The 15,351-nt window shown below is 72.3% G+C and carries 11 protein-coding genes; 10 read left to right on the top strand and 1 reads right to left on the bottom strand.

The window, feature by feature from the left end:
* Window positions 1–65: 65 nt before the first annotated feature.
* Together FF041_RS07235 and FF041_RS07230 are read left to right on the top strand one after the other, a co-directional pair.
* Complete coding sequence (locus tag FF041_RS07235) at window positions 66–3,686, top strand: glycosyltransferase (protein WP_153521527.1); 3,621 nt, start codon at window positions 66–68, stop codon at window positions 3,684–3,686.
* Window positions 3,683–5,212, top strand: a complete 1,530-nt coding sequence (locus tag FF041_RS07230) for a DUF5719 family protein (RefSeq protein WP_323391401.1) — start codon at window positions 3,683–3,685, stop codon at window positions 5,210–5,212. Before FF041_RS07235 ends, FF041_RS07230 begins: the two co-directional genes overlap by 4 nt.
* A 62-nt stretch (window positions 5,213–5,274) precedes the next feature.
* Here FF041_RS07230 and FF041_RS07225 read toward each other — a convergent pair whose 3' ends face one another.
* Complete coding sequence (locus tag FF041_RS07225) at window positions 5,275–5,697, bottom strand: DUF3499 domain-containing protein (protein WP_323371786.1); 423 nt, start codon at window positions 5,695–5,697, stop codon at window positions 5,275–5,277.
* Between the two features lie 283 nt (window positions 5,698–5,980).
* On the opposite strand from FF041_RS07225, the gene FF041_RS07220 reads away from it, so the two are divergent.
* From FF041_RS07220 to FF041_RS07185, 8 genes are all read left to right on the top strand, one after another.
* On the top strand, window positions 5,981–6,409 hold the full coding sequence (locus FF041_RS07220; RefSeq protein ID WP_153521529.1) for a metallopeptidase family protein: 429 nt from the start codon (window positions 5,981–5,983) through the stop codon (window positions 6,407–6,409).
* A gap of 62 nt (window positions 6,410–6,471) precedes the next feature.
* Entirely contained in the window at window positions 6,472–7,833 is a 1,362-nt protein-coding gene (locus FF041_RS07215) for a phosphomannomutase/phosphoglucomutase (RefSeq protein ID WP_323391400.1), read from the top strand.
* Window positions 7,834–8,140: 307 nt separating this feature from the next.
* Window positions 8,141–8,323 carry a Trm112 family protein gene (locus tag FF041_RS07210; RefSeq protein ID WP_153521526.1) on the top strand — a complete coding sequence of 61 codons (183 nt, stop codon included), beginning with the start codon at window positions 8,141–8,143 and terminating at the stop codon, window positions 8,321–8,323.
* 147 nt (window positions 8,324–8,470) lie between these two features.
* The gene (locus tag FF041_RS07205) at window positions 8,471–9,607 is read left to right on the top strand and encodes an SIS domain-containing protein (RefSeq protein WP_153521525.1); all 1,137 of its coding nucleotides are present in this window, start codon (window positions 8,471–8,473) and stop codon (window positions 9,605–9,607) included.
* Between the two features lie 200 nt (window positions 9,608–9,807).
* A complete protein-coding gene (gene manA, locus FF041_RS07200) occupies window positions 9,808–11,052 on the top strand; it encodes a mannose-6-phosphate isomerase, class I (protein WP_153521524.1) in 1,245 nt (414 codons plus the stop codon).
* A gap of 92 nt (window positions 11,053–11,144) precedes the next feature.
* Window positions 11,145–12,101: a cation diffusion facilitator family transporter gene (locus FF041_RS07195; RefSeq protein ID WP_153521523.1), complete on the top strand. Its 957-nt coding sequence runs from the start codon at window positions 11,145–11,147 to the stop codon at window positions 12,099–12,101.
* 414 nt (window positions 12,102–12,515) lie between these two features.
* Window positions 12,516–13,973, top strand: coding sequence for an adenosylhomocysteinase (ahcY, locus tag FF041_RS07190; protein WP_153484119.1), 1,458 nt, complete (start codon window positions 12,516–12,518; stop codon window positions 13,971–13,973).
* Window positions 13,974–14,441: 468 nt separating this feature from the next.
* Entirely contained in the window at window positions 14,442–15,056 is a 615-nt protein-coding gene (locus FF041_RS07185) for a hypothetical protein (RefSeq protein ID WP_153521522.1), read from the top strand.
* Window positions 15,057–15,351: the final 295 nt, after the last annotated feature.

Genomic DNA, 15,351 nt, shown 5'->3' with positions numbered 1-15,351 from the left:
GGGCCCCGTCCCAGACGCTCCAGCGCCCCCGAAGGGGCGACCTCGGCCGGAGGGCCCGTACCTCGATGTCCGCCACAACCGCCGCGTATCCCCCCGCGCATCCGCCGGAGTTCCCGCGGCATGTCGTCACCGCCGTAGTCGTCTCGCACGACGGCGCACGCTGGCTTCCCGACACCCTCGCCGGACTCCTCGGCCAGGAACGCCCCGTACAGAACGCCGTCGCCGCCGACACCGGCAGCGCGGACGACTCCGCCCGGCTGCTCGCCGAAGCCCTCGGCGACCGGCGCGTACTGCATCTCGCGCGCCGCACCGGATTCGGCGCCGCCGTCGACGAAGCCGTCCGCACCGCGGGCACGCCCACCGCCGACGAGCTGCCCTATCTCAAGCGGCCCAGCGGCTGGGACCCGACCACCAGGACCTGGCACGACGAGGCGTACGACCTGCCCGAACTGCCCTACGGCGAACCGGTCCAGTGGCTCTGGCTGCTCCACGACGACAGCGCACCCGCGCCCGGCGCCCTCACCGAACTGCTGCGCGTCGCCGACACCGATGAACACGCCGTGATCATCGGCCCCAAACTCCGCGGCTGGTACGACGGCAGACAGCTCCTCGAAGCCGGCGTCTCCATCGCGAACAGCGGTCGCCGCTGGACCGGCCTCGACCGCCGCGAGCAGGACCAGGGCCAGCACGACCAGATCCGCGCCGTGCTCTCCGTCTCCTCCGCCGGCATGCTCATCCGCCGCGACGTGTTCGAACAGCTCGGCGGCTTCGACCGCAGAATCCCGCTGATGCGCGACGACGTCGACCTCTGCTGGCGTGCCCACTCCGCGGGCCACCGCGTCCTGGTCGCCCCCGACGCCGTACTGCGCCACGCCGAGGCCGCCGCCCGGGAACGCCGTACGGTCGACTGCGCCGGACGCTCCGTCACCAGCCCCCACCGCGCCGACAAGGCGGGCGCGGTCTACACCCTGCTCACCAACGCCCGTGCCGCGGCGCTCCCGTACGTACTGTTCCGCATCGTCGTCAGCACCGTGCTGCGCACCCTCGCCTATGTCCTCGGCAAGGCTCCCGGGCAGGCCGTCGACGAGGTCATGGGGTTCTTCGGCGTCCTGCTGCGCCCCGAACGCCTCATTGCCGGACGCCGGAGACGCTCGGCGGCCCGGAGCGCCGACGCGGCGGGGATGCGACCGCTGTTCCCGCCGCCCGGCGCCACCGTCCGCGCCGCCGTCGAACAGATCGCGGGCCACTTCGGCGCCGGCGACGACTCCGACGCGAGCGGCTCCCGGCACGGCGGCGCGGCCGAGTCGGGACCCGGCGGCGACGACGCCGACTATCTGGAGATCGAGCAGTTCTCCCGGCTGAAGAAGATCGCGCGGAAGCCCGCGCCGGTCCTCTTCGCCCTGCTGCTCCTCGTCTCCGTGGCAGCCTGTCGCGACCTCTTCGGCGGCGGCTCGCTCGCCGGGGGCGCGCTGCTCGCCGCACCCCCGGACGTCTCCGACCTCTGGGCGCGTTACGCGGACGACTGGCACCCCCTCGGCACCGGCGGCACCCAGACCGCCCCGCCCTATCTCGCCGTACTGGCCGCCTTCGCCGCCCTCTTCCTCGGCTCCACCGGCTTCGCGCTCACCGTGCTGCTCGTCTGCTCGGTCCCGCTCGCCGGGCTCACCGCCTACTTCGCCTCCCGCCCGATCGTCGGCTCCCGGCTGCTGCGGGCCTGGGCGAGCATCGCGTACGCCTTCCTGCCCGCCGCCACCGGAGCGCTCGCCACCGGGCGGCTCGGCACCGCCGTACTCGCGGTGCTGCTGCCGCTCATCGCCCGCGCGGCGGTGTCCGCCCATGGGCTGGCCCGGGGCGGCCGGGGCAGCTGGCGTGCCACCTGGGCCTACGCGCTGCTGCTCAGCCTCGCCAGCGCGTTCACCCCGGTCGTCTGGCCGATCGCCGTCGTCCTCGGGCTCGGTGTGCTGATCCTGCGCCGTGGCGACATCGTGGCGTACGGCCTGCGCTTCCTCGCCGCAGTGGGTACCCCGCTGCTCGTCCTCGCGCCCTGGTCGTTCAGCCTGCTGACCGAGCCGTCGACCGTCTTCCGGGAGGCCGGGCTCGACATCGGCGGCGGCGGAGCCTCCGCGACCGATCTGCTGGGCATCAGCCCCGGCGGCCCGAAGACGGTGGGCGGTCTGGTGCTCATCGGCATCGTGCTCGCCGCGCTCGCCGCCCTCCTCCGCGAGGAGCGCCGTTTCGCGATCCGGACCTCCTGGGCCGTCGCGCTCGTCGGACTGGTCTTCGCGGTTCTCGCCAACCGCTCCACCTGGGCCGGGCCCGCCACACTCGTCTACGGGATCGCGCTGCTCTCCGCCGCCGTGCTCGGCGCGGAGATGGGCCGTACCCGTGTCGGCGCGCAGAGCTTCGGCTGGCGGCAGCCGGTCGCCGTGCTCATCGCCCTCGCCGCCGGCGTCGGACCGCTCGTCTCCGCCGCGAGCTGGATGATCGGCGGAGCCGCCGGGCCGCTGGAGCGGCGCGACCCCGTCCAGGTGCCCGCGTTCGTGGCCGAGGAGAGCGGCACCCGGGACCAGCCCAGGACCCTGGTGCTCGGCGGCGTCTCCGCCGCGAAGGTCCCGTACACCCTGCTGAGAGGTTCAGGCGGACGTCTCGGCGACGCCGAAATCGCGGCGGCGGGCGGCGGTGACGCCCGGCTCGACAAGGTCGTCGCGCATCTCGTCGCGGGCTCCGGAGCCGATCAGACCAGAGAGCTGAGCGCGTTCGCGATCCGCTATGTCCTGGTACGGGATGGAGCGCCGCGCGAGACCGTCCGCGTACTGGACTCCACCCCGGGGCTCAGCCGCCTCAGCCGCCTCGACGGCAGCTCGCTGTGGCGGGTCGACCGCCAGGTGGCGCGCGCTGTCATCGTCAGCGGCGAGGGCGACCCGCTGCCGGTCGAGTCGGACGCGGTCGAGGCGCACGCCAAGATCCCCCGGGGCGCCGGGGGACGCGTCCTGCGGATCGCCGACCGCGCCGACGAGGGCTGGCGGGCCACGCTCGACGGCCAGGTGCTGGAGAAGACGACCGTCGACGGCTGGGCGCAGGGCTTCGAGCTGCCCGCCGCGGGCGGACAGCTGGTGCTGACCCATGAGAATCCGACCGCCCACACGGTCTGGATCTGGACCCAGGGCTTTCTGGCGCTGGCACTGGTGGTGCTCGCCCTGCCCGGCCGCCGGGTGCGCCACGACGACGATCTGCCGGAGGAGCCGACGCAGCCGGAGTCGCCGGACCGGGGGGTGCCCGAGCAGCCCGTGGACGGCGAGGGCCGCAGGGCGCGCAGACTGCGCGACCGGGCCGAGATCCCGGCCCAGCCGGGGCCGCCCGCGCCTGTGGACGACCGGGAGCGGTCCCCGTATCCGTACGAACAGGAGTACGGAGCACAGCCGCAGGGCACGCGGGAGTACGGAGCACAGCCGCAGGGCGAGCAGCCGTACGGAGCCCAGACGCACGGCACGCGAGAGTACGGAGCACAGTCGCAGGGTCCGCGGGAGTACGGAGCACAGTCGCAAGGCCCGCAGGAGTACGGCGCCGAAGCGACCCCCACCCCCCTCGCGCCGGATCCGCACGCGCCCCCCTACCCCCGTCACCCCCGCCCGTATCCGTACGACGCAGGTCACCACCCCGACACGACCCGAGGCGAGTCAGAGTGAAGCGCACGACCCTCTCCCTGCTCGCCGCCGTCACCGCACTCGCCGCCGTCACCGGTCTCGCCTCGCTGACCGGACCGGCCGACGCCGGCCGGACCGAGGCCAGGACGCCCGCCCGGCTCCCGGTCGAGCGGTCCAGCCTGGTCTGCCCGGCGGGCGGCGGTTCGGAGATCGCCGAGACCCGGTACACCTCCTTCACCCCGGAGGGGCGGAGCGGGGACGACCGCGTGGGCACGGCGGAGCTCAAACCGGCCGGCGGCACGCTGGAGCGGCGTGCCGACCCGGGGAAGTCCCCGGCCAAGCGCCCGCCCGCAGCCGACCCGGCGGACGGTAAGCCGGTGGTCTCGCTGAAGGAGCCGGGCACGCCTGTCGCGGTCGAGAAGAGCGGGGACGAGGCCCCGCCGCTCGTCGGCACCGCCACCGGCCGGCTCGCACCGGGCTGGACGGCCCAGCAGACCACCACGGTCGCGGTGGGCACGGGCCGCGGTGTGCTCGGGGTGAGCTGCACCCCGCCCGATACGGATCTCTGGCTTCCGGGGGCGTCCACCGCCAAGGACCGCCAGGACTACGTCCATCTGACCAACCCCGACGACACGCCCGCAGTCGCCGATGTCGAGCTCTACGGCAAGGGCGGGGAGCTGAAGACGACGCTCACCGAGGGCATTCCGGTGCCCGCCCGGTCCAGTCTGCCCATTCTGCTCTCCACCCTGACCGCGGAGGCGGCCCCCGATGTCACCGTGCATGTGAGCACCCGTTCGGGCCGGGTCGGCGCGGCGGTACGGGCCACTGAGAGCGGGACGGGCGCCGACTGGCTCACGGCGGCGGCCGATCCGGCCGCCGACGCGGTGCTCCCCGGTATCCCGGCGGACGCGGCCTCGGTCCGTCTGGTGGCGTACGCCCCCGGTGACCACGATGCCGAGCTGACGGTCGAACTCGCGGGTCCGGACGGCCGGATCGTCCCGCTCGGGGGCGAGTCCCTGCACGTCAAGTCGGGGATGACGGCGAGCCTTGAGCTGTCGGACGTCACCAAGGGCGAGGCCGGTTCACTGATCATCGGTCCGGAGCGCGGCAGCCGGAGGACCCCGGTGGTGGCGGCGCTGCGGGTGGTGCGGGGCAAGGGCGCCCAGCAGGAGATCGCCTTCATCCCGGCGACCGGTCCGGTGGGGGAGCGGGCCTCGGTCGCCGACAACCGGGCGAAGGGCTCGACGCTGTCGCTGACCGCGCCGGGCGCGGCGGGCCGGGTCAGGGTGACCGCGTCGGCGGGCACGGAGGGCGGTGAGCGGGTGGTGAAGACGTACGAGGTGAAGGCGGGCACGACGCTGGCGGCGCCCGCTCCGGCGCCGGAGGGGCTGAAGGGCTCGTACACGCTGACGGTGGAGGCGGAATCAGGCGGTCCGGTCCATGCGGCGCGGACGCTGGCGCTGCCGCAGGACGGGATCGCGATGTTCACGGTGCAGACGTTCCAGGACGACAGGGGGATGGTCGCGGTGCCGGAGGCGGAGCAGGATCTGTCGGTGCTCGACGACTGACGTACTGAGCCGGACCGTAACGAGCCTTAGGCGAGCCAGAGCGGGCCCGACCCGTCTCCCCGTCAGCTGTCGGGCGACCGGAGCACCCGCAGATGCCCGCGGCGGGCGACCTCCATGGGATCCGCCCCACGCCGCCCGTTCTGCGCCTCGGCGGCACGTCCCTGCGGACGGGCAGCTTCCCGTACGGCGTTGGCGAGGGCTTCCAGATCGTCACCGCTGGGACGGGCGGGGGCCGAACCATCGGTGAGCCGCACGACCTCCCAGCCGCGTGGCGCGGTCAGGCGCTCACTGTGCTCGGCGCACAGGTCATAGCAGTGGGGCTCGGCGTAGGTGGCGAGCGGGCCGAGGACCGCGGTCGAATCGGCATAGACGTACGTCAGTGTCGCGACGGCAGGCCGACCGCACGCGGTGCGCGAACAGCGACGTACAGGGCTCACGACGTTGGACGGTACCGCACTCTTGAGCGGGCTGCGACGACTCTCCACCAGGTCACCCCACCGTGTCGTGGTCCGAAGAGGTGCCGACAGGCCCCCCGGAGGGCGGCTGTGACCTGCGGGGACAGGGCGGAACGAGGTGGTCGGCAGCCGTGGATTCGGTCATGACGTGGGGTAAATCAGGTCATTCGCTATACGTCCGGCGATCGTGGCCGGACAGGGAACGGGCCCCAAGGGCAGCCGGAACGCTCAATTGGCGACATGCCGCGGACGGCGGCCTTTTGGCGCGCGGAGCGGAACCCGGCAGCGCCCGGAGAGCTACGCTGCGTCAGTGATGGACAGTCCTGTACCGCCCCGCCCGCCCGAGCCGAGGCCGCGCCATCGCGACCGCCATGGCCGGGGCATGCGCGGACCGGTCGCGCCCCCGCAGGTGCCGCTCGCGGCGAGCCGGGCCGAGGCGTTCGGCGACCTTGTGCAGGACTCCGTGGAGCGGCTGGAGCGGCGCTGGCCCCAACTGGCCGACGTCGACTTCCTCGTCGTGGATGTGCCCGGACCGGCGGAGGATACGGTCCCGCTGGGCAGCTCGGCCCCGTCGGAGAAGGGGCTGCCCGCACGGATCGTGGTCTACCGCAGACCGGTCGAGATCCGTACGAAGAATCGCGAGGAACGCGCGATGCTGGTGCACGAGGTCGTGGTGGAGCAGGTGGCGGAGCTGCTGGGACTGGCTCCCGAGTCGGTGGACCCGCGCTACGGCCAGGACTGAGGCGTGCCGGTAGTTTGAGGTGACCGCAGAGACTTGGCAGAGATTTATCGGAGGATGGACCCGTGGCTGCTGATCTGTCACAGATCGTGAAGGCGTACGACGTTCGCGGAGTAGTGCCGGACCAGTGGGACGAGGCGCTGGCCGAACTGTTCGGCGCAGCGTTCGTCCAGGTGACGGACGCGGACGCGATCGTCGTCGGCCATGACATGCGCCCGTCGTCGCCGGGGCTCTCGGGGGCGTTCGCGCGCGGCGCGGCGGCCAGGGGCGCGGATGTGACGCTGATCGGGCTCTGCTCGACGGACCAGCTGTACTTCGCCTCCGGACATCTCGGCCTGCCGGGCGCGATGTTCACCGCCTCGCACAACCCGGCCCAGTACAACGGCATCAAGATGTGCCGGGCGGGCGCGGCCCCGGTGGGCCAGGACACCGGCCTCGCGGACATCCGCGCGCTGGTGGAGCGGTGGTCGGCCGAGGGGGTGCCCGAACCGGTGGCCGAGCGGGGCACGGTGACGGAGCGTGACACGCTCGTGGAGTACGCCGCGTATCTGCTCTCGCTGGTGGATCTGTCGGAGATGCGTCCGCTGAAGGTGGTCGTGGACGCGGGCAACGGCATGGGCGGCCACACCGTGCCGACGGTCTTCGAGTCCCTGCCGGTCACGGTCGTGCCGATGTACTTCGAGCTGGACGGCACCTTCCCCAACCATGAGGCGAACCCACTGGATCCGGCCAACATCGTGGACCTCCAGGAGCGGGTGCGCGCCGAGAAGGCCGACATCGGGCTGGCGTTCGACGGAGACGCGGACCGGTGTTTCGTGGTGGACGAGCGGGGCGAGGGCATCTCCCCCTCGGCGATCACGGCCCTGGTGGCGGCCAGGGAACTGGCGAAGCACCCGGGCGGCACAGTGATCCACAACCTGATCACCTCCTGGTCGGTGCCGGAGGTGGTCAAGGAGATGGGGGGCTCGCCGGTACGCACCCGGGTGGGCCACTCCTTCATCAAGCAGGAGATGGCGCGTACCGGAGCGATCTTCGGCGGAGAGCACTCGGCGCACTACTACTTCCGCGACTTCTGGAACGCGGACACGGGCATGCTGGCGGCCCTGCATGTGCTGGCCGCGCTGGGCACCCAGGAGGGACCCCTGTCGGAACTGGTCGCGCAGTACGACCGCTACCGGGGCTCGGGCGAGATCAACTCCACGGTCGACGACCAGGCCGCCCGCACGGCGGCGGTCCGCGCGGCCTTCGCGTCCCGCCCCGGGGTCACGCTGGACGAACTGGACGGTCTGACGGTCACCGCCGCCGACTGGTGGTTCAACCTCCGCCCCTCGAACACCGAGCCCCTGCTCCGGCTGAACGTGGAGGCCCGCGACACGGAGACCCTGACGGCGATCCGCGACGAGGTCCTGTCCCTGGTCCGCGCCTGACCGGCGGGCCCGCCGGCGGCTTCCGTGCCGGCCGGCCTGCCAGCGGCTGAGGCACGGGAGCCCGGGAGCCGGGGGGCGCGGAACCGGGAGCACGGAACCGCGGGGCGCGAAACCTCGGGGCGCGGAACCGGGAGCACGGGAAGGGGCGGGCGGCGCGAAGCCCCCGCCCCTTCAAGCGCCCCTTCAAGCCCCGCCCCTTCGCGAAGCCCCCGCCCCCTTCAAGCCCCCCGAACCCCCCATAACGCGCCCCCTCCCACCCCCCAGCGGTACCCTGACCAGACTCACCCAGCCCCTCGAAAGGCCCCCCATGCCCCTCGAAGCCGCCCTCCTCGACATCCTCGCCTGCCCCGCGTGCCACGCCCCCCTGGACGACCGCACCGGAGCCGAGACCCCCGAGCTGATCTGCACGGGCGAGAGCTGCGGCCTGGCCTACCCCGTACGCGACGACATCCCCGTCCTCCTCGTGGACGAGGCCCGCCGCCCGGCCTGACGAGACGGCGCCGGGCCCGGGGACCCGGGCCCGCCCGCCCGGCGGCGGCACCGGCCAGTCGTACCGCACCGCCCAGCGCCCGCCCGCCCGCATCCCGCACCACTGATCCCCTACCTCGCGACCGCACGGCGATCGGAGACCCCACCCATGCTCGACGAGTCCCTCCTCGACGCTCCGGAAGCCCTCGCCCGCGCCGACCGCCGCGGCCTTCTGCGGGGCGCGGCAGAGGCAGGCGCGCGTGTCCGCACCGCCGCCCGCCACGCGACCGAGGCGGGCATCGCCGAACTGAAACCGGACGGCCGGCCCCGCGCCGTACTCCTCGCGGGCTTCGGCACCGCCGCCGACGGAGTCGCCGATCTCATCGGGGCCCTCGCCGGAGCGTCCGCACCCGTCACCCGTCTCGTCCCCACCGGAGTCGCCCCCGCACCCGGCGCCCTGCGCTGGGCGCTCCCCGGCTGGGCGGGCTCCCTCGATCTCCTCCTGGTCGCCACCACCGACGGCACCGAACCCGGACTGGCCCTGCTCGCCGAACAGGCGTACCGCCGGGGCTGCACCGTCGTGGCCGTCACCCCGCGGCCCTCCCCGCTCGCCGAGGCCGTCGACGGCCGGCATGGGCTGGTCGTCCCGATGGCCACCGCCCCCCACGAGCTGTACGAGGAGACCCAGGCGGCGAGCCCGGGCGCGCTCTGGGCCCTGTTCACCCCGCTGCTCGCACTCCTGGACCGGGTCGGCCTGCTCGTAGCGCCGCCGGAGACTCTGGCGAAGGTCGCCGACCGGCTCGACCGCACCGCCGAGCGCTGCGGCCCGGCGATCGCCACCTACAGCAACCCGGCGAAGACCCTCGCCGCCGAACTCGCCGACAGCCTCCCCCTCATCTGGACCGAGGGCCTGGGCGCCGCCCCGGCGGGCCGCCGTTTCGCCGCCGTGCTCGCGGAGCTGGCGGGCCGGCCCGCCCTCGCCGCCGAACTGCCGGAGGCCCTGCCCGCCCACGGCGTACTCCTCGCGGGAGACCTCGCCGCCGGAGCGGACCCCGACGACTTCTTCCGCGACCGGGTGGAGGAGCGGCAGGCCCTGCGGGTGCGGGTCGTGCTGCTGCGCGACCGCCCGACCAGCGGGCTGACCGCCGCCCCCGTCGCCCGCGAGCTCGCGCTGAGCCACGACACCCCGATCAGCGAACTCGAACCGGAGGAGGGCGCCGACCTGGAGTCGATCGCCGAACTCCTGGCGATCACCGACTTCGCTGCCGTCTATCTGGCGCTCGCGACCCCGAACACCCCTTCCTGACGGGAGCCGCCGGGCGGCCCATCCGGTCGAAAGACCATGGACACCCGGCGGCAATGCCGGGTACCTCCATCCGACGGGAAGACGATGGAGGCTGACGGCGGCGCCGCCGCCCTTCCCGGAGCATCACCGAAAGCCACCAGAAGGGAAGAACCCGGCCCCACCTTGAACGGGAAGCCCACGGAACGGAAGCAGACAGCATCATGGACCGCCTCTCCAACATCGTGCGCCCTTACGCCTGGGGCTCCACGACCGCGATCCCGGACCTGCTCGGCGCCGCCCCCACCGGCGAGCCGCAGGCGGAGATGTGGATGGGCGCGCACCCCGGAGCCCCGTCCCGCCTCGGCCGCGGCTCCCTCGCGGACGTCATCGCCGCCGACCCCGTACGGGAACTCGGCGCCGCGACCGTCGCCCGGTTCGGTCCGCACCTCCCCTTCCTGCTCAAGATCCTCGCGGCGGGCGCACCCCTCTCCCTCCAGGTCCACCCGGACCTCGCCCAGGCGAAGCAGGGCTTCGCGGCGGAGCAGCGCGCGGGCATCCCTGCCGACGCCCCGCACCGCAACTACAAGGACGCCAACCACAAACCGGAGCTGATCTGCGCGCTCACCCCCTTCGAGGGGCTGTGCGGATTCCGCGCCCCGCTCGACGCCGCCGAGCTCCTCGCCGGACTCGGCGTCGACTCCCTCAAGCCGTACGCGGATCTGCTGCACGCCCACCCCGAGGACGCGGCCCTGCGCGAGGTGCTCACGGCGGTGCTGAGCGCCGACCGCGAGGAGATGGCCGCCACCGTCGACGAGGCCGCCGCCGCGGCCCAGCGCCTGGGCGGCGAGTACACCCCGTACGCGCAGCTCGCCCATCACTTCCCGGGCGACCCGGGAGTCATCGCGGCGATGCTGCTCAACCGCGTCAGGCTCCAGCCCGGCGAGGCCCTCTTCCTCGGCGCGGGCGTCCCGCACGCGTATCTGAGCGGTCTCGGCATCGAGATCATGGCCAATTCCGACAATGTGCTGCGGTGCGGCCTCACCCCCAAACATGTGGACGTCCCCGAGCTGCTGCGCGTGGTCCGCTTCGAGGCGGGCGATCCGGGTGTGCTCCGCCCCGAGGCGTCGGAGACCGGCGAGGAGCTGTACGACACCCCGATCGACGAATTCCGGCTCTCCCGCTATCTCCTCGCGCCGGAGGCGTCCCCGGCCGACCTCACCGCCGCCGCGCCGCAGATCCTGCTCTGCACCTCCGGAAGCGTCGCCGCTTCCGCCGCTTCCGCCGGATCCGGTACGACCAGCCCGGCCGAGACCGCCGGGACCGCCGGGACCGCCGGGCCGGGCGAGCCGGACGCCACGACCCTCACCCCGGGTGAGTCGGTCTTCATCCCGGCAGGAGAGAACATCCAGGTCAGAGCGGCGCACAACAAACCCGCGGCCTTGTTCCGCGCCACAGTGGCCATCTGACCCCCGGCCGCCCCCTGGGACTGCAACAATGACGCGCCCAGAACGCAGGTGACGGTGTACGAGCGTCACGCGTACGAAGGGACATCCGGCAGATGAGTGCGTCAGGCGGAACCAAGGCCATCGTTGCGGCGCTTACCGCCAATCTGGCCATCGCGGTGGCGAAATTCGTGGCGTTCGTCTTCAGCGGCTCGTCCTCGATGCTCGCGGAGAGCGTTCACTCGCTCGCGGACTCCGGCAATCAGGGGCTGCTGCTCCTCGGAGGCCGCCGGGCCCGCCGCGAGGCCACCCCCGAGCACCCTTTCGGCTACGGCCGCGAGCGCTATATCTACGCCTTCCTCGTGTCCATCGTCCTCTTCTCGGCCGGCGGCATGTTCGCGCTCTACGAGGGCTACGAGAAGATCAAGCACCCTCACCCGATCGAGGCCTGGTACTGGCCCGTCGGCGTCCTCATCTTCGCGATCATCGCGGAGACCTTCTCCTTCCGCACCGCGATCAAGGAGTCGAACCAGGTCCGCGGCTCGCTCTCCTGGAAGGAGTTCGTCCGCCGGGCCAAGGCGCCCGAACTCCCCGTCGTCCTCCTCGAAGACCTCGGCGCCCTCGTCGGCCTGGTCCTGGCGCTGATCGGCGTCAGCGTCGCCCTGGTCACGGGCGACGGCCTCTGGGACGGCATCGGCACCCTCTGCATCGGCGTCCTGCTCATCCTGATCGCCCTTGTGCTGGCCGCCGAGACCAAGTCGCTGCTGCTCGGCGAGGCGGCGACCGTGGAGGACATCCGCAGGATCGAGGCGGCGATCGTCGACGGCGAGCGCGTGACCCGTGTCATCCATATGCGCACCCTCCACCTCGGGCCGGAGGAGCTGCTGGTCGCCGCGAAGATCGCGGTACCGAACGAGGACACCGCCCGCGAGGTCGCCGACTCGATCAACGCCGCCGAGGAACGCCTCCGCGCGGCCGTCCCCATCGCCCGGGTCGTCTATCTGGAGCCCGATGTCTACCGCGCTTCCCCGGCCCCGGCCGGCCCGGACCCGGCGGGCCCCGCGGCTCCCTGACCGTCCCGCCCCGGATTTCTTTCTCCGTTTTCTTCCTCCGTGCTGTCCCGGCGTGTGTTCCTCCTGACGTTTGCGGCCCGGCCCGGGCGATTCATCCCGATGCCGGGCGATCTTCGACCCGGCGATGAGCCGATGAAAGCCCTGGTGGCCCGGCTGCCCCGGCGAAAGCTCCGGAGATCCGGCCGGAACGGAACTCCTCGGGCGGCCTGGGGACCGCCACGACGATCGGTGTAGATTCGTGACCAGAGTTCAGGCGTCGCTGCTGATGGCGGTCGGGCGGTCCGGTATGGACCGGCCGAGTGGAGAGAGGGCCTCCGACGGACTGCGCTGTGTGTGGCCCCGGGCATTGGTACGCCCGCCGCCGCAGAGCCAGCCGTGCCCACCCTCGCCCCAATCCATGAGGAGCAGCCCGTTATGACGACTGTCGCCACCGGTCAGGACTTCAAGGTCGCCGACCTCTCCCTCGCCGCCTTCGGCCGCAAGGAGATCACCCTCGCCGAGCACGAGATGCCCGGCCTGATGTCGATCCGCAGGGAGTACGCGGAGCAGCAGCCGCTCGCCGGCGCCCGCGTCACCGGCTCCCTGCACATGACGATCCAGACCGCCGTGCTCATCGAGACCCTGGTCGCCCTCGGCGCCGAGGTCCGCTGGGCCTCCTGCAACATCTTCTCCACCCAGGACCACGCCGCGGCGGCCATCGCGGTCGGCCCCGGCGGCACCCCGGAGAACCCCCAGGGCGTCCCCGTCTTCGCCTGGAAGGGCGAGACGCTGGAGGAGTACTGGTGGTGCACGGAGCAGGCTCTGACCTGGCCCAACACGCCCACCGGCGGCCCGAACATGATCCTCGACGACGGCGGTGACGCCACGCTCCTGGTCCACAAGGGCGTCGAGTTCGAGAAGGCCGGCGAGGCCCCCGACCCGGCCACCGCGGACAGCGAGGAGTACGGCTACATCCTCCGCCTGCTCAACCGCACCCTCTCCGAGAACCCGCAGAAATGGACCCGTCTGGCGTCCGAGATCCGCGGCGTCACCGAGGAGACCACGACCGGTGTGCACCGTCTCTACGAGATGCACCGCGACGGCACCCTCCTGTTCCCGGCGATCAACGTCAACGACGCCGTCACCAAGTCGAAGTTCGACAACAAGTACGGCTGCCGCCACTCCCTGGTCGACGGCATCAACCGCGCCACCGACGTCCTGATCGGCGGCAAGGTCGCGGTGGTCTGCGGCTACGGCGACGTCGGCAAGGGCTGTGCGGAGTCCCTGCGCGGCCAGGGCGCCCGGGTGATCATCACCGAGATCGACCCGATCTGCGCCCTCCAGGCGGCGATGGACGGCTACCAGGTCACCACCCTGGACGAGGTCATCGGCCAGGCCGACCTGTTCATCACCACCACCGGCAACAAGGACATCATCATGGCCGCCGACATGGCCAAGATGAAGCACCAGGCCATCGTGGGCAACATCGGCCACTTCGACAACGAGATCGACATGGCCGGCCTGGCCGGGATCCCGGGCATCGTCAAGGACGAGGTCAAGCCGCAGGTCCACACCTGGACCTTCCCCGACGGCAAGGTCATCATCGTGCTCTCCGAGGGCCGCCTGCTCAACCTCGGCAACGCCACCGGGCACCCGTCGTTCGTGATGTCCAACAGCTTCGCCGACCAGACCCTGGCGCAGATCGAGCTCTTCACCAAGCCGGAGGAGTACCCGACCGACGTCTATGTGCTGCCCAAGCACCTGGACGAGAAGGTCGCCCGGCTCCACCTGGACGCGCTCGGCGTCAAGCTGACCACGCTCCGCCCGGAGCAGGCCGCCTACATCGGCGTCGAGGTCGAGGGCCCCTTCAAGCCCGACCACTACCGCTACTGACGGCTCCCGTCCCGGCGGCCCCCTCCGGCCGCCGGGACCCCCGGCCCCACCGGCCCGAAGCCCGGCAGCCCCGGACCCGGGCCAGGGGCCGCCCGCGCGACCGGCGCGTGCAGCCGACCTCCTGGTCACAGCGGGAGGCACTCGACGGCACGCGCCGGGCGTCACCGGCCCGAAGGACAGCCCCCTGAGCCGGCAGGGAGCACCCACACCGGCCCCAGCGGTTCGAGCAGGCCCCCGTACCCCCGTGCCGGGGGCCCACCCCTCCACCGCCCGGAGGGCTCTGGATCTCCCGTCACCACCGCGCGGACGGAATGCCCCCGCGATGCGGACGGAATGTCCCCCGATGTCCCCCGATGCCCCCCGGCGGTACGGCATCACCGCCCCAGGCGTCGCGCTCCCCTTGAGCTCCGCTCGCTCCGCACCGGCCTCCGCCTTCTCAGGCCCTCACCGCAAGGACTTCCAGCCCCCATGCCCCGCGGCCGGTATTCGCTCCACGATCCGCACGATCACACCCCCCTCGGCGAAGAACACTTCCAATGCGCGCCCGGCCCCTCCGGCTGGCGCTATGTCTCCCAGACCATCACCCCCTCCGGCGATCACGCCGGCTCCGTCGATCTCGCACTCGACGACCTCGGCCGCCCCATCCGCCTCGAACTCCACGCCGCCAGCTGGCAGGTCCGCGGCGCCGCACTCGACGGCGTCACCTGGGTCCGCACCGACCCCACCGGCGCCCATGCCACAGAAGGCAATGTCCGCGCCCACGCCTTCACCGGCACATCCCCGGCCTTCCTCATCGCCACCGCCCGACTGCTGCGCCTCACCCCCGGCTCCCCGGCGACGCGCGTCCGCCTCGTCGCTTTCACGGATCCCGTCCTCGCCCCCCGTACCGTCGACCAGTCCTGGGCCCTGGTGAAGAGTGAAGCGCACACCACTGACAGTGGCCCCCTGACCGTGGACGAATACCAGGTCAGCGCCCTGGACACGGGCGAACAGCACACCGTGCACATCGCCGGGGACGTGGTGCTCGCGGCACCTGGCGTCGAGCTCGAAAGCCTCGACACCCCACCGTCCCCCTCGCTCTGACCGCAGCGCCGAACTCACGGCCGTGGCCGATGTGCGTGGGGTGTCTCCGACCTGCTAGTGTCCTCCTCGCCCACAAAACCGTTGACACGGTGGCGATGGGGAGGTAGATTTGAACGGTTGCCTCGGACTGGACATGATCGAGTGCAACCGTTAACGTCTCTCTTGCTCTCAACGGAAACTGAGATTTCCGCAGAGCCAATCGACTTCTTATCTGGATCTCGCAGGCTGATTCGTTCGGCCGAATTGATTCTGATAAAGTCGGAATCGCCGAAAGGCACTGCCGAAAGGCAAAAGA

Origin of the sequence: Streptomyces jumonjinensis (genome assembly GCF_009600885.1) — a bacterium.
GTDB lineage: Bacteria > Actinomycetota > Actinomycetes > Streptomycetales > Streptomycetaceae > Streptomyces > Streptomyces jumonjinensis.
This window is presented reverse-complemented; position numbering and strand designations above follow the sequence as displayed.